This is a genomic window from Leclercia sp. UBA1284 (genome assembly GCF_002308415.1).
Taxonomy (GTDB): Bacteria; Pseudomonadota; Gammaproteobacteria; order Enterobacterales; family Enterobacteriaceae; genus Enterobacter; species Enterobacter pneumoniae.
In genome coordinates this window covers 89,220-114,694 of the sequence record NZ_DBUS01000009.1, presented here as the reverse complement: position 1 = coordinate 114,694, position 25,475 = coordinate 89,220, and the positions used below count along the sequence as shown (strand labels likewise).

Sequence of the window (25,475 nt, the reverse complement as noted above, 5' to 3'; positions counted from 1 at the left end):
GACAACAATTGGATGAACGTCCTGTCCCCCGGCGGCTCAACAAGGCGTCCTGCCTGATAATAAGCCCTCCGCCTGAGCGGAGGGCAAATGGCAACCTTACTCGCCTTGTTCCGCTGCCGGAGCTTCCGGCGCGGCGGCAGGCTGTGACTGCTCGGTCGCTTCTTTAATGCTCAGACGGATACGGCCCTGACGGTCAACTTCCAGAACCTTAACCGGTACTTCCTGACCCATCTGCAGGTAATCGGTCACTTTCTCAACGCGCTTGTCGGCGATCTGAGAGATGTGAACCAGACCTTCTTTACCGCCACCGATGGCAACAAATGCGCCAAAGTCAACGATACGGGTCACTTTACCATTGTAGATGCGGCCCACTTCGATTTCCGCAGTAATTTCTTCGATGCGACGGATTGCGTATTTTGCTTTCTCGCCGTCGGTTGCTGCGATCTTCACAGTACCGTCATCTTCGATTTCGATAGTGGTGCCAGTCTCTTCGGTCAGAGCACGGATAACAGAACCGCCTTTACCGATAACGTCTTTGATCTTGTCCGGGCTGATCTTAATCGTGTGGATACGCGGAGCGAACTGAGAGATGTCGCCGCGCGGCGCGTTGATCGCCTGTTCCATCACGCCCAGGATGTGCAGACGCGCACCTTTAGCCTGGTTCAGCGCAACCTGCATGATCTCTTTGGTGATACCTTCAATTTTGATATCCATCTGCAGTGCAGAGATACCGTCGCGGGAACCCGCCACTTTGAAGTCCATATCGCCCAGGTGGTCTTCGTCGCCCAGGATGTCAGACAGAACAACGAAGTTGTCGCCTTCTTTCACCAGACCCATCGCAATACCCGCAACGGCGGCTTTGATTGGCACACCTGCGTCCATCAGCGCCAGGGATGCGCCACATACGGAAGCCATGGAGGAAGAACCGTTGGATTCGGTGATTTCAGAAACCACACGCACGGTGTACGGGAATTTGTCAGCTTCTGGCATAACCGCCAGCACGCCACGTTTCGCCAGACGACCGTGACCAATTTCACGACGCTTCGGCGAACCTACCATACCGGTCTCACCAACGGAGTACGGAGGGAAGTTGTAGTGGAACAGGAAGCTGTCAGTACGCTCGCCCATCAGTTCGTCGATGTTCTGCGCGTCACGTGCGGTACCCAGGGTCGCGGTAACCAGCGCCTGAGTTTCGCCACGGGTGAACAGTGCGGAACCGTGAGTACGTGGCAGAACGCCAGTACGTACATCCAGACCACGGATCATGTCTTTCTCACGGCCATCGATGCGCGGCTCGCCTGCCAGTACACGGCTACGAACAACGTTTTTCTCAATAGCGTGCAGGATTTCGCTCAGCTCGTTAGCATCCAGCGTTTCGTCTTCAGCCACCAGCGTCGCAACGGTTTCAGACTTGATCACGTCAACCTGAGCATAACGCTCTTGTTTGTCAGTGATACGGTAAGCATCGCTCAGGCGAGATTCTGCCAGAGCCGCTACGCGTGCGTTCAGCGCGTCGTTTGCCGCTTCTGGCTGCCAGTCCCAACGTGGTTTACCGGCTTCTTTCACCAGGTCGTTGATGTTCTGGATAACGATCTGCTGCTGGTCGTGGCCATATACCACAGCACCCAGCATCTGGTCTTCGCTCAGCAGTTCAGCTTCGGATTCAACCATCAGCACAGCCGCTTCAGTACCCGCAACTACCAGGTCCAGCTTACTCTCTTTCAGCTCTTCCTGAGTTGGGTTCAGTACATACTGGTCATTGATATAACCAACACGTGCAGCACCGATTGGGCCATTGAACGGAATACCAGACAGGGAGAGCGCAGCAGATGCGCCGATCATCGCAACGATGTCCGGGTTAACCTGTGGGTTAACAGAAACAACGGTGGCAATAACCTGTACTTCGTTAACGAAGCCTTCCGGGAACAGCGGGCGAACCGGGCGGTCAATCAGACGCGCGATCAGGGTTTCGCCTTCGCTTGGACGGCCTTCACGACGGAAGAAACCACCCGGGATTTTACCGGCAGCGTAGGTACGCTCCTGGTAGTTAACGGTCAGCGGGAAAAAGTCCTGACCTGGTTTAGCTTTTTTCTGGCCGACAACGGTCACGAATACAGCGGTGTCATCCATGCTTACCATTACGGCAGCAGTCGCCTGACGCGCCATCATGCCGGTTTCCAGCGTAACGGTGTGTTGACCGTACTGGAATTTACGAACGATCGGATTCAGCAAGATTCTGTCCTTTCTTAAATAAGTGTCCGCACACCCCTGGCGTGCTGACGATTTAACCGGATCTACTCTGCATCCTCGCGACTAATGACAACCGACGCCCTTATGGGTGAAGCCTCTCATTAGCCGCGCGAACCTCTGCAATGCAGATCATTTAAAGCAACAATACATTAGTTTCCAGTGAATTGCTGCGTCTGATTGAAAAAAGGGGCCATAAGGCCCCCTTTTCTGAAACTCGCAAGACTTAGCGACGCAGACCCAGACGCTCGATCAGCGCGGTGTAGCGTGCAACATCTTTACGTTTCAGGTAGTCGAGCAGTTTACGACGCTGAGAAACCATACGCAGCAGACCACGACGGCTGTGGTGATCTTTTTTGTGCTCTGCAAAGTGACCCTGCAGGTGGTTAATCTGTGCAGTCAGCAGTGCAACCTGAACTTCGGTAGAACCGCTGTCGTTAGCATCACGACCAAACTCAGAAACGATTTTAGCTTTAGCTTCAACGCTTAGAGACATTTTACAACTCCAAAGTATAAAGAATGAAAGGATGCCGATCTCTAATTCAGCTATCCCGAGTATAACGCCAGCCTATTGTTAAACAATTTGCGAGACGTTAAGCCGCAATATTCTACCCGCCTCCCCTGCTTATCGCAAGTTGAGGCGTGAGGTTATGCGGGATATTCGACCACCAGACGACGGGGTGCGACACGCCCTTCGTCATCCATTTCACCCATACCGATGAACTTACCTTCGTCACCTTCCGTGACGCGAACCAGGCCATCGGCCGGTGCGCCTGAGGTGCGAACAGGGTTGCCGTTTTTAAAGTAAACGGACGATGTTAACGGCAAATTCACGACCGGATAGTCCGCGGCCGGACTGTCCATAGGCATCAAAAGCGGGTCCAGCAGCTCGGCGGCAGAGAGACCCTGCTGTTCCGCCTGCTCCACCAGCGCACCAAGCTGCTCAAGCGTCACCATCCGCTCAGCGGGATAGTTGCTGACGGCAAGGCGACGCAGGTAGATGACGTGCGCGCCGCAACCCAGTTTTTCGCCCAGGTCGTCGATAATGGTGCGGATGTAAGTGCCCTTTGAACAGTGCACTTCCAGCTCCAGCTCGTCGCCTTCGTGGCGGATAAACAGCAGCTCGTAAACGGTGATCGGGCGAGCCTCACGCGGCACCTCGATACCCTGACGCGCATACTCGTAGAGTTTCTTGCCCTGGTATTTCAGCGCCGAATACATAGAGGGCACCTGCTGAGTCTCGCCACGGAAGCTCTCCAGCGCATCAGCAAGCTGATCTGCGCTAAAAGTGACAGGACGTTCTTCCACGACCTGACCATCAGCATCAGAGGTATCGGTACGCTGACCCAGCTTTGCGATGACGCGATAGCGCTTATCAGAATCCAGCAGATACTGAGAAAACTTTGTCGCTTCACCAAGACAGACTGGCAGCATGCCGGTCGCCAGGGGGTCCAGCGCACCGGTATGGCCGGCTCGGTTGGCGTTATATAGACGCTTTACCTTTTGCAGAACGTCGTTGCTGGATGCCCCTTGCGGTTTATCCAGTAACAGCACGCCATGCACGTCGCGACCGCGACGACGAGGACGACTCATCAGTCCTCCTTATTGTCGTCCGGGTTTACACGACGTTCGTCGTCGTGCTTAACCACGCTGGTCACCAGGTTGGACATGCGCATACCTTCTACCAGCGAGTTGTCATAGAAGAAGGTCAGCTCAGGCACGATACGCAGGCGCATTGCTTTGCCAAGCAGGGAACGGATGAAACCCGAAGCTTCCTGCAGCGCTTTAATGCCGTTTTTTACTGCCGCTTCGTCCTGATCGTTCAGGAAGGTCACGAACACTTTGGCATAGGCCAGGTCACGGGACATTTCAACGCCGGACACGGTGGTCATCATACCCACGCGTGGGTCTTTAATTTCGCGTTGCAGAATGAGCGCGATCTCTTTCTGCATTTCCTGCGCTACGCGCTGAGGGCGACCAAATTCTTTCGCCATAATAAATTCTCCAGACAAAAAAGGGGCTAAAAGCCCCTTTTGAAATTATTGCCGGGTGGCGCTTCGCTTACCCGGCCTACGCGAATTAATCATCTACGGATTTTGGTTTGCCGCCAACACAGTGGCGGCCCAAAAGTCGACGACGATTACGCGATGGTACGCTGAATTTCGATGATCTCGAACACTTCGATCATGTCGCCAACGCGAACATCGTTGTAGTTCTTCACGCCGATACCACATTCCATACCGTTACGGACTTCGTTAACGTCATCTTTGAAGCGGCGCAGAGATTCCAGCTCGCCTTCGTAGATAACCACGTTGTCACGCAGTACGCGGATTGGGTTGTGACGTTTGATGGTACCTTCAGTAACCATACAGCCCGCGATAGCACCAAACTTCGGTGATTTGAACACGTCACGGACTTCAGCCAGACCGATGATCTGCTGTTTCAGCTCAGGAGAGAGCATACCGCTCATCGCTGCTTTCACTTCGTCGATCAGATGATAGATGACGGAGTAGTAACGCAGATCCAGGCTTTCAGCATCGATAACTTTACGCGCGGACGCATCAGCACGAACGTTGAAGCCAACCAGGATAGCGTTGGAAGCAGCAGCCAGGGTCGCGTCGGTTTCGGTGATACCACCTACGCCAGAACCGATGATCTTCACTTTCACTTCGTCGGTAGACAGTTTCAGCAAGGAGTCGGAGATCGCTTCCACAGAACCCTGAACGTCGGCTTTCAGTACGATGTTCACTTCGTGAACTTCGCCTTCGGTCATGTTGGCGAACATGTTCTCGAGTTTAGATTTCTGCTGACGAGCCAGTTTAACTTCACGGAATTTGCCCTGACGATACAGCGCAACTTCACGTGCTTTCTTCTCGTCACGCACTACGGTCACTTCGTCACCCGCAGCCGGCACGCCGGACAGACCCAGGATTTCCACCGGAATGGACGGACCTGCTTCCATCACTTCCTGGCCCAGTTCGTCACGCATTGCACGAACACGGCCATACTCGAAGCCACACAGTACGATGTCACCTTTATTCAGGGTACCTTCGCGTACCAGTACGGTTGCAACCGGGCCACGACCTTTATCCAGGAAGGACTCGATAACCGCGCCGCTCGCCATACCTTTACGAACCGCTTTCAGCTCCAGAACTTCAGCCTGCAGCAGGATAGCGTTCAGCAGGTCGTCGATACCGGTACCCGCTTTTGCAGATACTGGGATGAACTGTGCTTCACCGCCCCACTCTTCCGGCATAACGCCGTACTGAGAGAGTTCGTTTTTAACACGGTCCATGTCAGCTTCTGGTTTGTCGATTTTGTTGACTGCAACAACCAGTGGCACCTGCGCCGCTTTCGCGTGCTGGATAGCTTCGATGGTCTGTGGCATCACGCCGTCGTCGGCTGCAACAACCAGTACCACGATATCCGTTGCCTGCGCACCACGAGCACGCATTGAGGTAAAGGCGGCGTGGCCCGGGGTATCCAGGAAGGTGATCATGCCGTTATCGGTTTCTACGTGGTAAGCACCGATGTGCTGGGTAATACCACCCGCTTCGCCGGAGGCAACCTTAGTAGAACGAATGTAGTCGAGCAGAGAGGTTTTACCGTGGTCAACGTGACCCATGATGGTCACAACCGGTGCACGCGGTTCAGCCGCAGCGCCAGTGTCACGGTCGCTCATTACTGCTTCTTCCAGCTCGTTTTCACGACGCAGGATAACTTTGTGGCCCATCTCTTCGGCAACCAGCTGTGCGGTTTCCTGATCGATAACCTGGTTGATGGTCGCCATCGCGCCCAGCTTCATCATCGCTTTGATGACCTGAGAGCCTTTCACGGCCATCTTGTTCGCCAGATCGCCAACGGTGATGGTTTCGCCAATGATAACGTCACGGTTAACGGCCTGCGCTGGCTTCTGGAAGCCCTGCTGCAGAGCGGAACCTTTACGCTTACCGCCTTTCCCACCGCGACCCGCTGCACGCGCTTCTTCGCGATCGGCTTTGGATTCAGCGTGCTTGTTGCCTTTCTTCTGAGGACGGGCAGTCTTAGACGCAGTGCGGGTACGGCCACGACCACCTTCAACTTCACGGTCGTTTTCGTCTTCTGCCTGGCGTGCATGCTGGGAAGTGGTTACGTGGTAATCGCTGGTGTCTTCAGTCTGTTCAGCGGTATTCACGCCGTTTTTCTCGTTTTCTTCTGCCATACGGCGCGCTTCTTCAGCAACACGACGTGCGTCTTCTTCCAGCTTACGGCGAGCTTCTTCTTCCGCTTTACGCTTCAGTTCAGCTGCTTCATTTTCACGACGGGCTTTTTCCGTCTGGGCTGTTTTGGTCATTTCGTCAGTCTGTTGATTGCTCACTTTGTCTTTTTCCGCAGCTTCACGCTTCGCTTTATCACTGGCGTCGCGTTTCGCTTTTTCTGCGGCCTCACGTTCAGCTTTTAATTCTGCTTCACGTTTGGCAGTTGCTTCTGCCTCACGCTGAGCTTGTTCTTCCGCTTCACGCTGTGCCTGCTCTTCCGCAGCAAGGCGCTCTGCCTCTTGCGGATCACGTTTTACAAAGGTGCGCGTCTTGCGGACTTCGATTTGTACCGATTTGCTTTTACCACCGGTACCAGGGATATTCAACGTACTGCGCGTTTTGCGCTGCAACGTTAACTTGTCAGGCGTAGAACCATGTTCACGGTTCAGGTGCGCTAACAAGGTTTGTTTCTCTTGCGCGGTTACCGAATCATCAGCGGACTTCGGGATCCCTGCATCAGCAAATTGCTGTACCAGGCGATCCACGGAGGTCTGAATCTCGGCAGCCAGCGTTTTTACAGTTACATCAGTCATGCTGTTCCTTCCTGCTACAGTTTATTACGCTTCGTCGCCAAACCAGCAAATATTACGTGCGGCCATGATGAGTTCGCCGGCTTTCTCGTCGGTTAAACCTTCGATATCGGCCAGGTCATCAACGCCTTGTTCAGCGAGATCTTCCAGCGTACAAACACCACGGGCAGCCAGCTTGAACGCAATCGCACGATCAAGACCTTCCAGATTCAGCAGGTCATCAGCCGGCTTCTTATCACCAAGGCTTTCTTCCTGAGCCAGTGCCAGGGTGGTCAGTGCGTTTTTAGCGCGTTCACGCAGGGCTTCAACGGTTGGCTCATCCAGACCGTCAATTTCCAGCAGCTCTTTCATTGGCACATAGGCCAGTTCTTCCAGCGTAGAGAAGCCTTCTTCAACCAGTACAGTGGCGAAATCTTCGTCAATGTCCAGGTACTTAGTGAAGGTATCGATCGCCGCGTGGGCTTCAGCCTGATGCTTAGCCTGCAGGTCATCAACGGTCATTACGTTGAGTTCCCAGCCGCTCAGCTGAGACGCCAGACGCACGTTTTGACCGTTACGGCCAATCGCCTGCGCCAGGTTACCCGCTTCAACAGCGATATCCATGGTGTGCTTATCTTCGTCCACAACAATGGAAGCTACGTCAGCCGGCGCCATCGCGTTGATCACGAATTGCGCCGGGTTGTCGTCCCACAGAACGATATCGATACGTTCGCCGCCCAGTTCGGTCGAGACCGCCTGCACGCGAGCACCACGCATACCTACGCATGCGCCAACCGGATCGATACGCTTGTCGTTGGTTTTTACCGCGATTTTCGCACGGGAACCAGGATCGCGAGCGGCCGCTTTGATTTCGATAACTTCTTCGCCGATTTCCGGCACTTCAATGCGGAACAGTTCAACCAGCATTTCTGGTTTAGAACGTGTCACGAACAGCTGGGCACCGCGTGCTTCTGGACGCACAGCGTAAAGTACGCCACGGATACGGTCACCCGGACGGAAGTTTTCACGCGGGAGCATGTCTTCACGCAGGATGACGGCTTCAGCGTTACCCGCCATGCCTTCAGATTTGATTTCCAGGGAAATGTTGTCGCGGTTAACTTTCTTCACCACGCCAGTAACGATTTCACCTTCCTGATCGCGGAACTGATCAACCACCATAGCGCGCTCGGCTTCACGTACTTTCTGCACGATAACCTGCTTCGCCGTCTGGGTGGTGATACGGTCGAAGGTCACAGATTCAATCTGATCTTCAACATACTCGCCAACATTCAGGCTTTCGTCTTCAAAACGTGCTGCTTCCAGCGTGATCTCTTTAGTCGGCTGAGTCACTTCTTCCACGATCACCCAACGGCGGAACGTGTCGAAGTCACCGCTTCTGCGATCGATTTCAACGCGAACATCGATCTCTTGCTCGTATTTTTTCTTGGTTGCTGTAGCCAGTGCACTTTCCAGCGCTTCGAAAATCTTCTCACGCGGCAGCGCTTTCTCATTGGAAACGGCTTCAACAACAGCCAAAATTTCTTTGTTCATCGCGGGCTTTTCACCTCAATCCAGACTGTTAAAAGTGGGGAACCAGGTTCGCCTTCTGGATATTACTCAGCGCGAACACTTCATCTTTGCCTTCGACTGTCACCGTGATCATTTCACCATCAACGGCTTTGATAACGCCCTGCCATTTACGGCGGTTCTGTACAGCCATACGCAGAACGAGAGCCACTTCTTCACCGGTAAAACGCACATAGTGCTCGGCCGTGAACATTGGACGATCGAGGCCAGGTGAGGAAACTTCCAGGTTGTATGCAACAGTAATCGGGTCTTCAACGTCAAGAACCGCACTCACCTGGTGGCTGACATCAGCACAATCGTCAACATTGATGCCATCTTCACTATCAATATAGATGCGCAGCGTCGATGTACGGCCGCGAACGAATTCGATGCCGACCAGTTCGTAGCCCAGTGCTTCGACCGGTGCTGTAATCATCTCTGTTAATTTTTGCTCTAATGTGGACAAGCCCACCCCCAAGACATAAAAAAAGGGCATAAAGCCCAGTTATTCTGTAGTCAGATAACAAAAAACCCCGATAAATCGGGGCTTTAGATAACTGAACCCTATAGCCGCAACTGCGGCCTGGAGCACTCTCCGAAAGAATTCTTTCAAATCCAGCTACGAAGGCTCTGAGTCTTCACAGTATATTTGAAAAAGAACTTAATGGGAAAGTGGTTGCGGGGGCCGGATTTGAACCGACGACCTTCGGGTTATGAGCCCGACGAGCTACCAGGCTGCTCCACCCCGCGCCTGAAACGTGGCAAATTCTACTCGTTTTGGGTAAAAAATGCAAATAATGCTGGGATTTGGTACCGAGGACGGGACGTAAAATCGGCGTTTAGTATATTGATAGTATGGGTTGGCTGTCAACCCTGTAACCGACAGTGGAAAGGCTAAGATATTTTTACAAAAAGTACACGAATGTCTTCCGGTCATCGTCAAAAGATGATTAAATGAAAACTCACTTATTTTGCATAAAAATGCAATTTAGGTGAAAAGGATAACTCATCAGTCAATCAAGCAGGGTTTTATTTTATGACGACGATTCTCAAGCATCTTCCGCAAGGACAACGTATTGGCATCGCTTTTTCGGGCGGCCTGGATACCAGCGCTGCACTGCTGTGGATGCGCCAAAAGGGAGCGGTTCCTTATGCATATACTGCGAACCTGGGTCAGCCGGATGAGGACGATTATGAAGCCATCCCGCGTCGCGCCATGGAGTATGGTGCAGAGAACGCCCGTCTGATTGACTGCCGTAAGCAACTGGTTGCTGAAGGTATCGCAGCCATTCAGTGTGGCGCGTTTCATAACACTACCGGCGGTCTGACTTACTTCAATACCACGCCTCTGGGTCGCGCCGTGACCGGTACTATGCTGGTTGCTGCGATGAAAGAAGATGGTGTGAACATCTGGGGTGACGGCAGCACCTATAAAGGCAACGACATTGAGCGTTTCTATCGCTATGGCCTGCTGACCAACGCTGAACTGCAGATCTACAAACCCTGGCTGGATACCGATTTCATCGATGAGCTGGGTGGTCGTCATGAAATGTCTGAATTTATGATTGCCTGCGGCTTCGATTATAAGATGTCCGTCGAGAAAGCTTACTCAACTGACTCCAACATGCTGGGTGCGACGCACGAAGCGAAAGACCTGGAGTACCTGAACTCCAGCGTGAAGATCGTTAACCCGATCATGGGCGTTAAGTTCTGGGACGAAAACGTCAAAATCCAGGCCGAAGAAGTGACAGTACGTTTCGAGCGCGGCCATCCGGTTGCCCTGAACGGCAAAACCTTCTCTGACGATGTCGAGCTGATGATGGAAGCGAACCGTATCGGCGGACGTCACGGTCTGGGCATGAGCGACCAGATTGAGAACCGTATTATCGAAGCGAAAAGCCGTGGCATCTATGAAGCTCCGGGGATGGCGCTGCTGCACATTGCCTATGAACGTCTGCTGACCGGTATTCACAACGAAGATACCATCGAGCAGTATCACTCTCATGGTCGTCAGTTAGGTAAACTTCTGTATCAGGGCCGCTGGTTCGACCCGCAGGCACTGATGTTGCGTGATGCGTTGCAGCGCTGGGTGGCAAGCGCCATCACGGGCGAAGTGACGCTGGAGCTGCGTCGCGGTAATGACTACTCCATCCTTAACACGGTCTCTGACAACCTGACCTACCAGGCAGAACGTCTGACCATGGAGAAAGGCGATTCAGTCTTCTCTCCGGACGATCGTATCGGCCAGCTGACTATGCGTAATCTGGATATCACCGATACCCGTGCCAAGCTGTTCACCTATACTGAGAACGGTCTGCTCTCGGTATCCGGTGGAAATGGTTTGCCGCAGGTTGAGAATCAGGATCAGGATCATAACGATAAGCCGTAATCGTTAATCCGAAAGACAAAAAGCGCCTGCCAGGCGCTTTTTTTTGCCCTTTAACGGGGCGTGTCGATAGTATCTAACCCATTATCGTCACTGTCAGGTGATAAAGGACAGACGAAAAAAAAGACGCTTTTCAGCGTCTTTCTTTCGGAATATTGGTACCGAGGATGGGACTCGAACCCACAAGCCCGTTAGGGCACTACCACCTCAAGGTAGCGTGTCTACCAATTCCACCACCTCGGTACGGAATACTTACTGCGGGATATCGCTGGTCGGCTTAGCCGGTGCAGCTGGCTGAGTCTGCTCGGATTTCGCCGGCGCGCTCAGGTTTTCCCACTCACTTCCCTTACTGGTCTTGTTGCTGTTGATATTGCCAAGCGCCAGGCTGATGATGAAAAACAGCGTCGCCAGAATCGCCGTTGCGCGGGTCATGAAGTTACCAGAACCACTTGAACCGAACAGCGTACCGGAAGCGCCTGCTCCGAAGGAGGCTCCCATGTCAGCGCCTTTACCTTGCTGCAGCATAATCAGCGCAACGAGTGCGATGGCCACAATAAGGAAAACAACCAAAAGAGCTTCGTACATAATCAACCTGTTCCTTGCGGATTTGCCGCATACCAATGCTTCGACCAATAAGCAGGAATTTCTCTTTCCCACTGAAGCGGGTGTGAATACTAACCAAAGCGAATGACCTTCGCAAGGGCAATTTCAGCGCATTGTATCAAGTGCGGAAAAAAACAGCAAAAGCCGCACATCTGCGCAATTTAAAGGCGGCAATCGCCGCCTTTTTAAACACTTAACCTGAATGATTATGCCGCTTTTACCGCATCGGCGATACGGTGAGCAAATTCAGTCACCTGAGCTTCGTCTTCACCCTCTACCATCACGCGGATCAGCGGTTCAGTACCAGATTTACGCAGCAATACACGGCCACGTGAGCCCAGCGCGGCTTCAACCTCAGCCATGACGGCTTTCACGTTCTCATTTTCCAGCGGATCGCCGCTACCTGCAGAGAAACGTACGTTGACCAAAATCTGCGGGAACATTTTCATGCCGCTGCAGAGGTCGTGCAGGGACATATGATTACGTACCATCGCCGCCACAACCTGCAGGCCCGCCACGATGCCATCGCCCGTGGTGGTTTTATCCAGCAGAATAACGTGACCGGAGTTTTCAGCCCCAATGCGCCACCCTTTCTCCTGCAGTTTTTCCAGTACATAGCGGTCGCCCACTTTTGCGCGGACAAACGGAATGCCGAGCTGTTTCAGCGCCAGTTCCAGACCCATGTTACTCATCAGCGTACCAACAGCACCGCCGCGCAGTTGTCCCTGGCGCAGCCCTTCACGCGCAATGATATACAAGATCTGGTCGCCATCGACCTTGTGACCCTCATGGTCGACCATGATGACGCGGTCGCCGTCGCCGTCCAGCGCAATCCCCAGATCGGCTTTTTCTGCCAGCACACGGGCCTGCAGTGCCCGGACGTCGGTTGCCCCAACGCCTTCGTTGATGTTCACGCCATCCGGTTCACAGCCGATAGTAATCACTTTCGCGCCCAGTTCGCGGAACACATTCGGTGCAATGTGGTAGGTCGCGCCGTTCGCACAGTCGACAACAATTTTGAGATGGCTAAGGCTCAGCTCGTTAGGGAAGGTACCTTTGCAGAATTCAATGTAGCGGCCCGCAGCATCCACAATGCGGCTCGCTTTACCCAGCTCAGCAGAATCTACGCAGGTAATCTCTTTTTCCATCTCCGCTTCAATGGCTTCCTCTACTTCATCTGGCAGTTTGGTACCGTCGATGGAGAAGAATTTGATGCCGTTGTCATAAAACGGGTTATGGGAAGCAGAGATAACAATACCCGCTTCCGCGCGGAAGGTGCGGGTGAGATAAGCCACTGCAGGGGTCGGCATCGGTCCTGTAAAGGAGGCAGAAAGCCCCGCAGCGGCCAGCCCAGCCTCTAATGCCGATTCCAGCATATAACCGGAGATACGCGTATCTTTGCCAATGATGATTTTGCGTGAGCCGTGACGCGCCAGCACTTTACCAGCTGCCCAGCCCAGCTTCAGGACAAAATCAGGGGTGATTGGTGCATCGCCTACGCGTCCACGGATGCCATCGGTACCAAAATATTTACGTTCACTCATAGCGTTTGTTTTCCTTCGCTGCCAGTGTAGCTTCCACTACACGCATGGCTTCAACAGTCTCTTTTACGTCATGGACGCGAATAATATGAGCTCCCTGCATCGCTGCAATAACGGCGCAAGCCAGGCTGCCGCTCAGGCGCTCGGAAGGGCCCACGTTCAGCAACTGTCCTATCATTGATTTTCTCGACATCCCAACCAGCAGCGGCAGGCCAAAATGGTGAAACTCAGATAAGCGCGCAAGAAGTTCGTAGTTATGGGAGAGATTCTTACCGAAACCGAATCCCGGGTCGAGTAGCAATTTCTCTTTTGGGATGCCTGCACGCTCACAGCGTGCGATATGCTCAATAAAGAAGCGATTAACATCGGCAAAGACATCTGCATACTTAGGCGCTTCCTGCATCGTTTTCGGCTGCCCCTGCATGTGCATCAGGCACACCGGTAGCCCGGTTTCTGCTGCCGCCTCAAGCGCGCCCGGCTCGGTCAGTGAGCGAATGTCATTGATAATGTGAGCACCTACTCTCGCCACTTCGCGAATCACTTCAGGCTTAGAGGTGTCGACGGAAATCCACACTTCAAAACGTTGAGCAATCGCCTCTACCACCGGAACGACGCGCGCTAACTCTTCGTCTACCGAAACATCCGCCGCCCCCGGGCGCGTGGACTCCCCGCCGACATCAATAATGGTGGCACCCGCGTTGATCATCAAATTCGCGTGTCTCACCGCCTCGATAAGCGTGTTGTGCGTCCCGCCGTCGGAGAAGGAGTCAGGGGTAACGTTCAGGATACCCATCACATGAGGATGTGAGAGTTCAAGATGCGAATCCTGGGCGAAAAGTTTCATGGCAAAAATCCCTGGTAACTATATGGTTTAGCGGAAAAGAAAAACCCCGGAGCAAGCTCCAGGGTTTTGAAGTTAAGACAAACGCATCAACAGCAGTGACTTATTTGTCGCCCAACTGTTCTGACATGGTGTTACCCGGGTTTGGCGTACGCGGTTCATCGACCGGACGCGGTGCACGCGGAGTGCCATTGTTGTCAGAATTGTTGGAAGCGCCTGGGTCTTCCCAGCCTGCTGGCGGACGCACATCACGGCGAGCCATCAGGTCGTCGATCTGCGGCGCATCGATGGTTTCATATTTCATGAGCGCATCTTTCATCGCATGCAGGATGTCCATATTGTCATTCAGGATTTGACGAGCACGAGCATAGTTACGCTCGATAAGCGATTTCACTTCCTGATCGATGATACGTGCTGTTTCATCGGACATATGTTTGGCTTTCGCTACAGAACGGCCCAGGAAAACCTCACCCTCTTCTTCCGCATACAGCAGAGGACCGAGTTTGTCAGAGAAGCCCCATTGGGTCACCATGTTACGCGCCAGGTTAGTCGCAACTTTAATGTCGTTGGACGCACCGGTAGAAACATGTTCCGCACCGTAGATGATCTCTTCTGCCAGACGACCACCGTAGAGGGTCGAAATCTGACTTTCCAGCTTCTGACGGCTGGCGCTGATCGCGTCGCCCTCTGGCAGGAAGAAGGTCACACCCAGCGCACGACCGCGCGGAATAATCGTCACTTTGTGTACCGGATCATGTTCCGGTACCAGACGACCAATAATGGCGTGGCCCGCTTCGTGATAAGCGGTGGACTCTTTCTGCGCTTCCGTCATCACCATGGAGCGACGTTCCGCACCCATCATGATTTTGTCTTTCGCTTTCTCGAACTCCACCATGGAAACCACGCGCTTGTTACCACGAGCCGCAAACAGAGCCGCTTCGTTCACCAGGTTAGCCAGATCAGCACCGGAGAAGCCCGGCGTACCGCGCGCAATGATTGCCGCATCGATATCTGGCGCCAGCGGAACGCGACGCATGTGTACTTTCAGAATCTGTTCACGACCACGCACATCCGGCAGACCGACCACAACCTGACGGTCGAAACGGCCTGGACGCAGCAGTGCTGGGTCAAGTACGTCCGGACGGTTAGTCGCCGCGATAACGATAATACCTTCGTTACCTTCGAAGCCATCCATCTCAACCAGCATCTGGTTAAGGGTCTGTTCACGTTCATCGTGACCACCGCCCAGGCCTGCGCCACGCTGGCGGCCTACGGCGTCGATTTCATCGATGAAGATGATGCACGGTGCCGCTTTCTTGGCCTGTTCGAACATGTCGCGCACACGAGATGCACCCACACCCACGAACATTTCCACGAAGTCGGAACCAGAAATGGTAAAGAACGGCACCTTCGCTTCACCCGCAATGGCTTTCGCCAGCAGGGTTTTACCGGTACCTGGAGGGCCGACCATCAGAACGCCTTTCGGGATCTTACCGCCCAGTTTCTGGAAACGGCTCGGCTCACGCAGATATTCAACCAGCTCACCCACCTCTTCTTTTGCTTCGTCACAACCTGCGACGTCGGCAAAAGTGGTTTTGATCTGGTCTTCCGTCAGCATGCGCGCCTTACTCTTACCGAACGACATGGCGCCTTTGCCACCGCCGCCCTGCATCTGGCGCATAAAGAAGATCCAGACGCCGATAAGCAGCAGCATCGGGAACCACGAAATGAAGATAGAAGCCAGCAGGCTTGGTTCTTCCGGCGGCTCACCGACCACCTTGACGTTTTTAGTCAGAAGGTTATCAAGCAGCTTAGGATCGTTCACCGGGATGTAAGTCGTGTAACGGTTACTATCTTTCTTGGTAACGTTGATCTCACGTCCGTTGATACGCGCTTCGCGAACCTGATCCTGGTTGACCTCTTGCAGGAAGGTAGAATAATCCACCTTGCGGCCATTAGACTCGCTGGGCCCAAAGCTCTGGAATACTGACATCAGCACAACGGCAATGACCAGCCAGAGTATTAGGTTTTTCGCCATGTCACTCAAGGGATTAACCTCTTATTACAACTGTGTTAAAAACAGCGTCAGGATACTCTGTATCCGATTTATTTCAAACTTTCGTCTGAAACTCACCGACTATCATTTTCGCCCGGTCGCTACAATATACACTTCACGTGAACGCGCACGAGAAGAGTCCGGCTTACGAACTTTGACCTTCGTAAACAGGGAGCGAATTTCCTTTAGATACTCCTCGAAACCTTCGCCCTGGAACACCTTCACTAAAAAACTACCACCTGGCGCCAATACATCACGACACATTTCTAACGCCAGTTCTACCAGATACATGGAGCGAGGAATATCCACCGCCGGTGTTCCGCACATATTTGGCGCCATATCAGACATGACAACCTGTACTTTACTGTCACCTACACGCTCAAGTAACGCTTTCAGCACTAATTCATCACGAAAGTCGCCCTGAAGGAAGTCAACACCAACGATAGGATCCATTGGTAAAAGATCGCATGCAATGATTCGGCCCGTTCCGCCGATTTGCGTCACCGCATACTGAGACCATCCGCCTGGTGCTGCACCGAGATCGACAATCGTCATTCCCGGTTTAAAAAGTTTGTCACTTTGCTGTATTTCATCAAGTTTAAACCAGGCACGGGAACGTAACCCCTTTTTCTGTGCCTGTTGAACATATTTATCGCTAAAGTGTTCCTGGAGCCAGCGGCTCGAGCTAGCAGAACGCTTTTTACCTGTCATTTAACATTCCGTCCTGGTTCATCGTCGCCAGTGGTGTAAATTTCCACATAGCAATTTGGCGATATATGGGAGATGGCGGTAGAATGAACCGTTTTCAATCCCAACGTAAGCAAAAATATACGATGAATCTGAGTACTAAACAAAAACAGCACCTTAAAGGTCTGGCACATCCGCTCAAGCCTGTAGTTATGCTTGGCAATAATGGTTTGACCGAAGGGGTACTGGCCGAGATTGAACAAGCGCTGGAGCACCACGAGCTGATCAAGGTGAAAATCGCCTCTGAAGACAGAGAGACCAAAAACTTGATCGTGGAAGCCATCGTGCGCGAAACCGGCGCCTGTAATGTACAGGTCATCGGTAAAACGCTGGTGCTCTACCGCCCATCTAAAGAGCGTAAAATCTCGCTGCCACGCTAAGATTATCCTGAATTGAACACAGTTTCTGTGTAAAACGAGGGGTTTTCCTTTAGCAGGTGAGCAAAATGCCATGCTCCTTGAGTTGATAAAAGGCCGCTATGCGGCCTTTTTCCTTTCTTTACAATGTATCAACATCTTGCGGGAGATGCGAATTACAGGTAATCAACCTTCGTAATTTCATACTCCACTTCGCCACCCGGGGTACGGATGGTGACCACATCGTCCTGCTCTTTACCGACCAGTCCACGCGCAATCGGCGAATTCACGGAGATCAGATTTTGCTTAAAATCAGCTTCGTCATCGCCCACGATGCGATAAGTCTGCTCTTCGTCCGTATCGAGATTAATCACTGTCACGGTTGAACCGAAAATCACGCGGCCGTTATTAGGCATTTTTGTGATATCAATCACCTGCGCGTTAGACAGTTTTGCTTCGATATCCTTGATGCGACCTTCACAGAAGCCCTGCTGTTCACGCGCGGCATGATACTCAGCATTCTCTTTCAGGTCGCCGTGCTCGCGGGCATCCGCGATGGCAGCGATGATTTCAGGGCGGCGAACAGATTTCAGGAAATCCAGTTCTTCACGCAGTTTTTCGGCACCACGTAAGGTCATCGGAATAGCTTGCATTTGTTATACCTCTTAAACATTCCTGTTGGGGGCAGCGTCACCTGCTCCGGCCCCTGCCACCCTGACGTTCAGCGGGGCAGAAGCAAAAGAAAACTGACCCGGAAACGAAGTTCCAGGTCAGCGGCAATTTTTCAGTTTGATACGTATTTTACCCTGAAGTTCACTATGGGTCATCGTTTACTTTGCAGGGCGTTGCGCCTTAGTATGACGGCTTCTTTCCAGCTTGTTAGCGCGAGATTATGCGATTTTCCAGATTTGTCATCGGATTGACCACCAGTATAGCGTTTACTGCCCAGGCTGCTAATGTCGATGAGTACGTTAACCAGCTCCCTGCCGGCGCCAACCTTGCCCTTATGGTGCAGAAGGTCGGTGCCCAGACTCCTGAGATAGAGTATCACAGCCAACAGATGGCGTTGCCCGCCAGTACCCAAAAGGTCATCACCGGGCTAGCGGCGCTACTGCAACTTGGCCCTGATTTTCGCTTTACCACTACGCTGGAAAGCAAGGGTAACATTGATGGCGGTGTACTAAAAGGTGACCTTACGGCGCGATTTGGCGGCGATCCTACGTTAAAGCGTCAGGATATTCGCAATATGGTTGCGGTGATGAAAAAAGCCGGGGTCCAGCGAATCGAAGGCAATGTACTGATAGATACCTCGATTTTTGCCAGTCATGATAAAGCCCCGGGTTGGCCCTGGAATGACATGACTCAGTGCTTCAGCGCCCCTCCTGCCGCCGCGATTGTTGATCGCAACTGTTTCTCTGTCTCGCTGTATAGCGCGCCTAAAGCCAATGACCTCGCGTTTATACGCGTCGCCTCTTATTACCCAGTCAATATGTTCAGCCAGGTGCGCACCTTAGCGAAAGGCTCCTCAGAAGCCCAGTATTGCGAACTGGACGTGGTGCCCGGTGATTTAAATCGCTTTACGCTTACAGGGTGTCTAACTCAGCGCGCCGATCCGCTGCCGCTGGCGTTTGCCATTCAGGACGGCGCCAGCTACGCCGGGGCCATTCTGAAAGATGAGCTGAAACAAGCGAACATAAGCTATTCCGGAACACTGCTGCGCCAGACGCTGACTAACGAACCGGGAACCGTCCTGGCCAGCAAACAGTCGGCGCCCCTGCATGATCTGCTGAAGATTATGCTGAAAAAGTCAGACAACATGATTGCCGATACCGTATTCCGCATGATTGGCCATGCCCGCTTCGGCGTGCCCGGCACCTGGCGCGCGGGCTCCGATGCGGTACGTCAGATTTTGCGTCAGCAGGCGGGTATCGATCTGGGTAATACCATTGCGGTGGATGGCTCAGGCCTGTCACGCCATAACCTCATCTCCCCCGCCACGATGATGCAGGTGCTTCAATACATTGCCCAGCACGACACTGAGCTAAACTTCATTTCAATGCTGCCGCTGGCAGGTTATGACGGTTCACTGCAATATCGCGCTGGCCTGCACGCGGCTGGTGTCGATGGCAAAGTCTCCGCCAAGACCGGTTCGCTGCAGGGGGTATATAACCTTGCCGGGTTTATTACCACCGCCAGCGGCCAACGCATGGCGTTTGTACAATATCTGTCAGGTTATGCTGTCGAGCCCGCGGATCAACGTAATCGCCGTATTCCACTGGTGCGCTTCGAAAGCCGCCTTTATAAAGACATCTATCAGAATAATTAACGATGAAACTGCTTATTGTTGAAGATGATATGTTGTTACAGGAAGGGCTGGCGCTAGCCCTTACTGCTGAGGGCTATACTCTTGACTGCGCGGCTACAGCGGCAGAAGCGGATGGCTTGATCCAGAGTGGTGAGTACAGCCTGGTGATCCTTGACCTTGGTCTGCCGGATAAAGACGGGGCAACGCTACTTAGCCAGTGGCGTCGTCGGGGCATCTCTAATCCCGTACTGATCCTCACCGCACGCGATGCGCTGGCGGATCGCATCAATGGGCTTGATTCAGGCGCTGATGACTACCTGGTTAAGCCTTTTGCCCTGGCAGAGCTGCAAGCTCGCGTTCGGGCGCTGATTCGTCGCTATCAGGGACACAGCGATAATTTGCTGAGCGATGGCGATCTCACCCTCAATTTGCAAACGCAGCAGGTATTGCAGCAGACGCTACCGGTTGAGGTGACGCCGAAGGAGTTTGCCCTGCTCACTCGCCTCATTATGCGCAGCGGGCAAACCGTGCACCGAGAAACCCTCCAGCAGGATATCTACTCCTGGCAGGATGATCCCGGATCTAACACTCTTGAAGTTCATATCCATAATTTGCGACGCAAACTCGGTAAAGATCGTATTAAAACCGTCCGCGGCGTCGGCTATCGACTGGAAAGCCAAAAATGAACAGTATGCGCCGTCGGCTGATGGTGTTGCTTGCTATTATTTTACTCTTTTTTCAACTCATTAGCGTCGTCTGGCTCTGGCATGAAAGCCGGGAGCAGATCGGCTTTTTAGTCAATGAAACCTTGTCAGCGAAATCGCGAAACCAGCACGTTGAGAAGGAGATCCATGAAGCGATCGCTTCTTTGCTGGTTCCCTCGCTGGTGATGATTGGCTTTACCCTGCTTTTCTCGTTCTGGGCAATCACCTGGATTACCCGTCCACTCAATCAGTTGCGTACCAGCCTGGCAAACCGTTCTGCCGACAATCTCACGCCGCTGCCAGTCTATTCCGACATGCTGGAGATCAGTGCCGTAACCCGCACGCTAAACCAGCTGCTGGCCCGTCTTGACCATACTCTGCAGCAGGAGCGCTTATTCACCGCTGACGCCGCACACGAGCTGCGAACGCCGCTGGCTGGCATTCGTCTGCATCTGGAGTTAATGGCGAAGTCTGGCACGCCTCAGGCGGAGCCATTGATTACACGTATTGACCAGTTGATGCACACGGTAGAGCAGCTTTTAATGCTGGCCCGTGCGGGACAGGCGATGGCGAGTGGTCACTATCAGACGCTGAACTGGAGCGACACGATATTCGCGCCTCTGGCGCTGGAACATGACGCTAAAGAGCACAGGCTTATCTGGCCTCCGCAAAGTTCTCTCGTGGCCGAGGGCGATGCCATCCTGCTGCGCCTGATGCTGCGTAATCTGCTGGAGAACGCCGTTCGTTACAGCCCTAAAGGCACCGTAATCGAGGTGAAATTAGAAGAGACGGAGGACGGGACGAAAGTCAGCGTACTTGATCAGGGGCCGGGTATAGATGAGGCACATCGACAGTCTATTACTGAGCCGTTCCGCCGTATTGATCAACGTTATGGCGGCAGTGGTCTGGGGCTGAGTATCGTTCAACGTATCCTGCAACTGCATCGCGGCACCCTGCATCTGGAGAATCGTCCTGAAGGCGGGCTAATAGTGAGCTGCTGGCTCCCTGCAAAACTAAGATAAAAAAAACCCCCTTGATAAGGGGGTCACAGACGGTCTTAACGTTTGTAGATGAATTCGACGCCTTCTTCATCATCTTCATCCCAGTCGTCATCCCAGTCTTCGTCATCTTCGATATCTTCTTGCTGCTCTTCGAGCTGCTGACGATGATAATCGTCCCACATGAACTCGACTTTCTCTGGCTGTTTCGCCTCTTCTGCCTGAGCGATCGGGTTCTCGATGATAAAGGTCATCACATCCCAGCAGAGATCCTTAACACCAACCTGGCTTGCCGCAGAAATCAGATAGTATTTATCTTCCCAGCCCATCGCGTCGGCAATCGCTTTCGCCTTCGCTTCGGCCTCGGCTTTGTCCATCAGGTCGATCTTGTTAAAGACCAGCCAGCGCGGTTTCGCCGCCAGCTTGTCGCTGTATTTTTCCAGCTCACCGATAATGATACGGGCGTTTTCAACCGGATCAGAACCGTCGATAGGATCGATATCGATCAGGTGCAGCAGGACACGGCAACGCTCGAGATGCTTCAGGAAGCGAATACCCAGACCCGCACCTTCGGCAGCACCTTCGATCAGGCCAGGAATATCAGCCACAACGAAGCTCTTTTCGTTATCCATACGAACCACACCCAGGCTTGGCACCAGCGTGGTAAACGGATAATCAGCTACTTTCGGCTTGGCAGCAGAGACGGCGCGGATAAAGGTCGATTTACCGGCGTTCGGCATACCCAGCATCCCCACGTCGGCCAGCAGCATCAGCTCCAGCTGTAGATCGCGCTTATCGCCTGGCGTCCCCATCGTTTTCTGACGAGGTGTACGGTTCACAGAGGATTTGAAGCGGGTGTTGCCCAGGCCGTGCCAGCCACCTTTAGCGACCATCAGGCGCTGACCATGCTTCGTCATGTCGCCCATGGTTTCGCCGGTGCCCTGATCGATGACGCGCGTCCCTACCGGCACTTTAATGCTTACGTCTTTACCGCGTTTACCGGTGCAATCACGGCTCTGGCCATTCTGGCCACGTTCCGCGCGGAAAGATTTCTCGAAACGGTAGTCGATCAGCGTGTTGAGGTTTTCATCCGCCTCCAGCCACACATCGCCGCCATCCCCGCCATCGCCGCCGTCCGGGCCGCCGCGTGGAATGTATTTTTCACGGCGGAAGCTTACGCAACCATTACCGCCATCACCTGCAACAACCAGGATCGTTGCTTCATCAACAAACTTCATTTTACTCTCCGTAACTCATTCGCCTGAGCGGGGCATGACTACAACCGCTTCATTTTTGCGCCAACGTCCCCAAAGACGATGACCAATGGCGGAATACATCGCGCCCGCAACCACGACAAACGCACCGAGATACCCCAGAAGGTTTAACATCGGTTTGACGAAGAAATCGGGCCAGGCCACTGATAACAAATCTGAAAATAATAGCGTAAACAGCGGGGTAAGCGTGATTAAAGCGCTCACCTGTGCTGCTTGCCAGCGCGCCATCGCCTCAGCGAGCGCACCATAACCCACTAACGTGTTCAGACCACAAAAGATCAGACACGCCAGTTGCCAGTCGCTCAACTGAGCAATGACGCCCGGCTTCGCAAGTGGCAGCAATGCAATAGTACATAAAGTGTACAGCAAAAAGAGGATCTGCTGTGACGCCAGACGCCGCAATAACACCTTTTGCGCGACGCCATAACTCACCCAGACCATCGCTGCACCTACCCCAAAAATCACACCCCAGGTGTAATCCGTCAGGCGGGTGAAAATCTCAACCAGACTGGTGTTAAAGAACATCACCAGCCCACACAACAGCATACATGCCCCAATAATTTGGGTGCCACGCATCTTCTCTTTGAGAATAAACACGCTGGCTACCATCATGCCCACAGGGGAAAGCTGACCAATCACCTGCGATGCCGTAGGGCTTAAATATTGCAGGGAAGAGCTGAACAGGATGAAGTTACCGAATAACCCCCCCGTCGCGATAGCCAGTAACACCAGCCAGCGCGGGCTACGGAAGAGCCGTAGTGGTGGGAGCTTGCCTCTTATCGCGAGGATCGCACCAAGGCCAATACTTGCCATCAGGAAGCGATAAAACACCACGGTGGGCGGCTCCATCACCTCCAGAACCTGCTTCATTGCGATTGGCAGTGCACCCCAGCACATTGCGGTAGTGAGCGCCAAAAGAATACCAATGCCGGCCTGCTGCTTCATGCCCGTTTTCCCTACAGAAAAAATTGCCGGGTTTCCAATGTAAAAAGCCCCGCAACAGGTTGCGGGGCTTTAATCCGTTACCGGACCGAGAAAACCTTACTCAGCAACGATGCTGATGTATTTACGGTTGTTCGGGCCTTTAACTTCAAATTTCACTTTACCGTCTGCTTTAGCAAACAGAGTGTGGTCACGACCGCAACCTACGTTGTTACCAGCGTGGAATTTGGTGCCACGCTGACGAACGATGATGCTACCCGCCAGTACAGTTTCGCCACCGAAACGCTTAACGCCCAGGCGTTTAGCTTCTGAATCGCGACCGTTACGTGTGGAGCCGCCAGCCTTTTTATGTGCCATTTAAATCTCTCCTCAGGTCTTAGGCGCTGATGCCAGTAATTTTCACATCAGTGAACCACTGACGGTGGCCCTGCTGCTTACGGTAGTGTTTACGACGACGAAACTTAACGATTTTAACTTTCTCGCCACGACCGTGTGCAACAACTTCAGCTTTGATAACGCCGCCATCAACGAAAGGAACGCCGATTTTGACTTCTTCACCGTTTGCGATCATCAGAACTTCTGCGAACTCAACAGATTCGCCAGTTGCGATGTCCAGCTTTTCCAGGCGAACGGTCTGACCTTCGCTTACTCGGTGTTGTTTACCACCACTTTGGAAAACCGCGTACATATAAACTCCGCTTCCGCGCACATCCTCGTATGATTCAGAGTGCGCTATAAATATTCACAATAGGGCGCGAATATTACGCAAAACGCGAGCCTTTGACAAGTGCTACCGTCAATACATGAAGAAAAAAAACACAACACGTACGGCAACGTTTATCTGAGGCGTTTTTTCAGTACAATCGGCGCTACTATTGATTAACCGAACCCTTTGTTAACCCATTTAAAATGGGGCCTACAGGACTAAAAGCCCGGCTTTTACGATGAATTTAGAAAAAATCAATGAGTTAACCGCGCAGGATATGGCGGGTGTGAATGCAGCAATCCTGGAACAGCTCAACTCTGATGTTCAGCTTATCAATCAGTTGGGTTACTACATCGTCAGCGGAGGCGGGAAACGCATCCGTCCAATGATCGCTGTGCTTGCCGCGCGCGCGGTGGGCTATCAGGAAAATGCGCACGTTACGATTGCAGCCCTGATCGAATTTATCCATACCGCAACGTTGCTCCACGACGATGTGGTAGATGAATCGGACATGCGCCGGGGTAAAGCCACCGCGAACGCCGCGTTTGGCAATGCCGCCAGCGTTCTGGTCGGCGATTTTATTTACACACGTGCGTTCCAGATGATGACGAGCCTGGGATCCTTAAAGATCCTGGAGGTGATGTCTAAAGCCGTTAACGTCATCGCCGAAGGTGAAGTGTTGCAGCTGATGAACGTCAACGATCCGGACATCACCGAAGAGAACTACATGCGCGTCATCTACAGCAAGACGGCGCGTCTGTTCGAAGCGGCGGCTCAGTGCTCGGGTATTCTTGGCGGCTGCTCTGAGGCGCAAGAAAAGGGTCTGCAAGACTACGGGCGTTACCTGGGTACGGCTTTCCAGCTGATTGACGATCTGCTCGACTACAGCGCCGATGGCGAAACGCTGGGTAAAAACGTGGGTGATGATCTGAACGAAGGCAAACCGACACTACCCTTGCTGCATGCCATGCGTAACGGTACGCCTGAACAAGCGAAGCAGATCCGTGATGCGATCGAACAGGGTAATGGCCGACACCTTCTGGAACCCGTGCTGGAAACAATGGCAGCTTGCGGCTCTCTGGAATGGACGCGTCAGCGCGCCGAAGAGGAAGCGGACAAAGCGATCGCTGCCCTTCAGGTTCTGCCTGAAAGCCCTTGGCGTGAGGCGCTTATTGGCCTGGCGCACATTGCGGTACAACGCGATCGTTGATCTGAATAAGAACTCTCGATTCGGAAAAAGAGAGTTCTTATAAGCTCCAATTTTATCCATAACGTTGTTAATGAATTCGCTTACAACCCGCATGAATAAAGGATTGGCATAATCTGAATGTCACTCCGCATGCCGCGAACTTTTTAGAACCGCTGTTCGAAGAAGGTATAGTAACAACGTCATTTA

The 25,475-nt window shown here is 52.9% G+C and carries 23 protein-coding genes and 2 tRNA genes; 6 read left to right on the top strand and 19 right to left on the bottom strand.

Annotated elements, in window-relative coordinates; translation table 11 throughout:
• Window positions 1-96: 96 nt before the first annotated feature.
• The 8 genes from pnp to B3511_RS19060 form a co-directional block, all read right to left on the bottom strand.
• Window positions 97-2,232: a polyribonucleotide nucleotidyltransferase gene (gene pnp, locus B3511_RS19095; RefSeq protein WP_040073898.1), complete on the bottom strand. Its 2,136-nt coding sequence runs from the start codon at window positions 2,230-2,232 to the stop codon at window positions 97-99.
• A 241-nt stretch (window positions 2,233-2,473) separates the two neighbouring features.
• Window positions 2,474-2,743: a 30S ribosomal protein S15 gene (rpsO, locus tag B3511_RS19090; RefSeq protein ID WP_032614416.1), complete on the bottom strand. Its 270-nt coding sequence runs from the start codon at window positions 2,741-2,743 to the stop codon at window positions 2,474-2,476.
• 152 nt (window positions 2,744-2,895) lie between these two features.
• Window positions 2,896-3,840 (bottom strand): tRNA pseudouridine(55) synthase TruB, encoded by a 945-nt coding sequence (gene truB / locus B3511_RS19085; RefSeq protein WP_233800495.1) that lies wholly within the window; start codon window positions 3,838-3,840, stop codon window positions 2,896-2,898.
• Window positions 3,840-4,241: a 30S ribosome-binding factor RbfA gene (gene rbfA / locus B3511_RS19080; RefSeq protein ID WP_040073896.1), complete on the bottom strand. Its 402-nt coding sequence runs from the start codon at window positions 4,239-4,241 to the stop codon at window positions 3,840-3,842. Before rbfA ends, truB begins: the two co-directional genes overlap by 1 nt.
• A gap of 146 nt (window positions 4,242-4,387) precedes the next feature.
• Window positions 4,388-7,078, bottom strand: coding sequence for a translation initiation factor IF-2 (infB, locus tag B3511_RS19075; RefSeq protein ID WP_207292468.1), 2,691 nt, complete (start codon window positions 7,076-7,078; stop codon window positions 4,388-4,390).
• 24 nt (window positions 7,079-7,102) lie between these two features.
• A complete protein-coding gene (gene nusA, locus B3511_RS19070; RefSeq protein ID WP_040073894.1) occupies window positions 7,103-8,605 on the bottom strand; it encodes a transcription termination factor NusA in 1,503 nt (500 codons plus the stop codon).
• Window positions 8,606-8,633: 28 nt separating this feature from the next.
• Window positions 8,634-9,086 (bottom strand): ribosome maturation factor RimP, encoded by a 453-nt coding sequence (gene rimP / locus B3511_RS19065; RefSeq protein WP_040078388.1) that lies wholly within the window; start codon window positions 9,084-9,086, stop codon window positions 8,634-8,636.
• 207 nt (window positions 9,087-9,293) lie between these two features.
• A tRNA-Met gene (locus B3511_RS19060) sits at window positions 9,294-9,370 on the bottom strand.
• Between the two features lie 286 nt (window positions 9,371-9,656).
• On the opposite strand from B3511_RS19060, the gene argG reads away from it, so the two are divergent.
• Window positions 9,657-11,009: an argininosuccinate synthase gene (argG, locus tag B3511_RS19055; protein ID WP_286790070.1), complete on the top strand. Its 1,353-nt coding sequence runs from the start codon at window positions 9,657-9,659 to the stop codon at window positions 11,007-11,009.
• 153 nt (window positions 11,010-11,162) lie between these two features.
• Here argG and B3511_RS19050 read toward each other — a convergent pair.
• The 6 genes from B3511_RS19050 to rlmE all read right to left on the bottom strand — a co-directional run bounded on the left by B3511_RS19050 (window position 11,163) and on the right by rlmE (window position 16,758).
• A tRNA-Leu gene (locus B3511_RS19050) sits at window positions 11,163-11,249 on the bottom strand.
• A 9-nt stretch (window positions 11,250-11,258) separates the two neighbouring features.
• Entirely contained in the window at window positions 11,259-11,591 is a 333-nt protein-coding gene (gene secG, locus B3511_RS19045) for a preprotein translocase subunit SecG (RefSeq protein WP_032614427.1), read from the bottom strand.
• Window positions 11,592-11,815: 224 nt separating this feature from the next.
• Window positions 11,816-13,153 carry a phosphoglucosamine mutase gene (glmM, locus tag B3511_RS19040; RefSeq protein ID WP_046885787.1) on the bottom strand — a complete coding sequence of 446 codons (1,338 nt, stop codon included), beginning with the start codon at window positions 13,151-13,153 and terminating at the stop codon, window positions 11,816-11,818.
• Window positions 13,146-13,994 carry a dihydropteroate synthase gene (gene folP / locus B3511_RS19035; RefSeq protein WP_046885786.1) on the bottom strand — a complete coding sequence of 283 codons (849 nt, stop codon included), beginning with the start codon at window positions 13,992-13,994 and terminating at the stop codon, window positions 13,146-13,148. The genes glmM and folP overlap by 8 nt, the downstream gene beginning before the upstream one ends.
• Window positions 13,995-14,094: 100 nt before the next feature.
• Window positions 14,095-16,029, bottom strand: a complete 1,935-nt coding sequence (gene ftsH, locus B3511_RS19030) for an ATP-dependent zinc metalloprotease FtsH (protein ID WP_046885785.1) — start codon at window positions 16,027-16,029, stop codon at window positions 14,095-14,097.
• Between the two features lie 102 nt (window positions 16,030-16,131).
• Window positions 16,132-16,758, bottom strand: coding sequence for a 23S rRNA (uridine(2552)-2'-O)-methyltransferase RlmE (rlmE, locus tag B3511_RS19025; protein ID WP_039031646.1), 627 nt, complete (start codon window positions 16,756-16,758; stop codon window positions 16,132-16,134).
• A 122-nt stretch (window positions 16,759-16,880) separates the two neighbouring features.
• On the opposite strand from rlmE, the gene yhbY reads away from it, so the two are divergent.
• Complete coding sequence (gene yhbY / locus B3511_RS19020) at window positions 16,881-17,174, top strand: ribosome assembly RNA-binding protein YhbY (protein ID WP_040078387.1); 294 nt, start codon at window positions 16,881-16,883, stop codon at window positions 17,172-17,174.
• A 152-nt stretch (window positions 17,175-17,326) separates the two neighbouring features.
• Here the strand turns inward: yhbY and greA are convergent, their stop codons facing one another.
• Window positions 17,327-17,803 (bottom strand): transcription elongation factor GreA, encoded by a 477-nt coding sequence (gene greA, locus B3511_RS19015; RefSeq protein ID WP_046885784.1) that lies wholly within the window; start codon window positions 17,801-17,803, stop codon window positions 17,327-17,329.
• A 239-nt stretch (window positions 17,804-18,042) separates the two neighbouring features.
• Between greA and dacB the strand changes: the two genes are divergently transcribed.
• The 3 genes from dacB to pmrB are packed head-to-tail and all read left to right on the top strand — an operon-like array spanning window position 18,043 to window position 21,181.
• Window positions 18,043-19,476: a serine-type D-Ala-D-Ala carboxypeptidase gene (dacB, locus tag B3511_RS19010; RefSeq protein ID WP_207292470.1), complete on the top strand. Its 1,434-nt coding sequence runs from the start codon at window positions 18,043-18,045 to the stop codon at window positions 19,474-19,476.
• 2 nt (window positions 19,477-19,478) lie between these two features.
• Window positions 19,479-20,141: a two-component system response regulator PmrA gene (gene pmrA, locus B3511_RS19005; RefSeq protein WP_046885782.1), complete on the top strand. Its 663-nt coding sequence runs from the start codon at window positions 19,479-19,481 to the stop codon at window positions 20,139-20,141.
• Window positions 20,138-21,181 (top strand): two-component system sensor histidine kinase PmrB, encoded by a 1,044-nt coding sequence (pmrB, locus tag B3511_RS19000; RefSeq protein WP_040073886.1) that lies wholly within the window; start codon window positions 20,138-20,140, stop codon window positions 21,179-21,181. The genes pmrA and pmrB overlap by 4 nt, the downstream gene beginning before the upstream one ends.
• Before the next feature lie 35 nt (window positions 21,182-21,216).
• Here pmrB and cgtA read toward each other — a convergent pair whose 3' ends face one another.
• From cgtA to rplU, 4 genes are all read right to left on the bottom strand, one after another.
• Window positions 21,217-22,395, bottom strand: coding sequence for an Obg family GTPase CgtA (gene cgtA, locus B3511_RS18995; protein ID WP_040073885.1), 1,179 nt, complete (start codon window positions 22,393-22,395; stop codon window positions 21,217-21,219).
• Between the two features lie 15 nt (window positions 22,396-22,410).
• A complete protein-coding gene (locus B3511_RS18990) occupies window positions 22,411-23,376 on the bottom strand; it encodes a DMT family transporter (protein WP_040073884.1) in 966 nt (321 codons plus the stop codon).
• 96 nt (window positions 23,377-23,472) lie between these two features.
• Complete coding sequence (rpmA, locus tag B3511_RS18985) at window positions 23,473-23,730, bottom strand: 50S ribosomal protein L27 (RefSeq protein ID WP_007673187.1); 258 nt, start codon at window positions 23,728-23,730, stop codon at window positions 23,473-23,475.
• Between the two features lie 19 nt (window positions 23,731-23,749).
• Complete coding sequence (rplU, locus tag B3511_RS18980) at window positions 23,750-24,061, bottom strand: 50S ribosomal protein L21 (protein ID WP_003025032.1); 312 nt, start codon at window positions 24,059-24,061, stop codon at window positions 23,750-23,752.
• Window positions 24,062-24,317: 256 nt separating this feature from the next.
• On the opposite strand from rplU, the gene ispB reads away from it, so the two are divergent.
• Window positions 24,318-25,289 carry an octaprenyl diphosphate synthase gene (ispB, locus tag B3511_RS18975; protein WP_040073883.1) on the top strand — a complete coding sequence of 324 codons (972 nt, stop codon included), beginning with the start codon at window positions 24,318-24,320 and terminating at the stop codon, window positions 25,287-25,289.
• Window positions 25,290-25,475 lie beyond the last annotated feature (186 nt).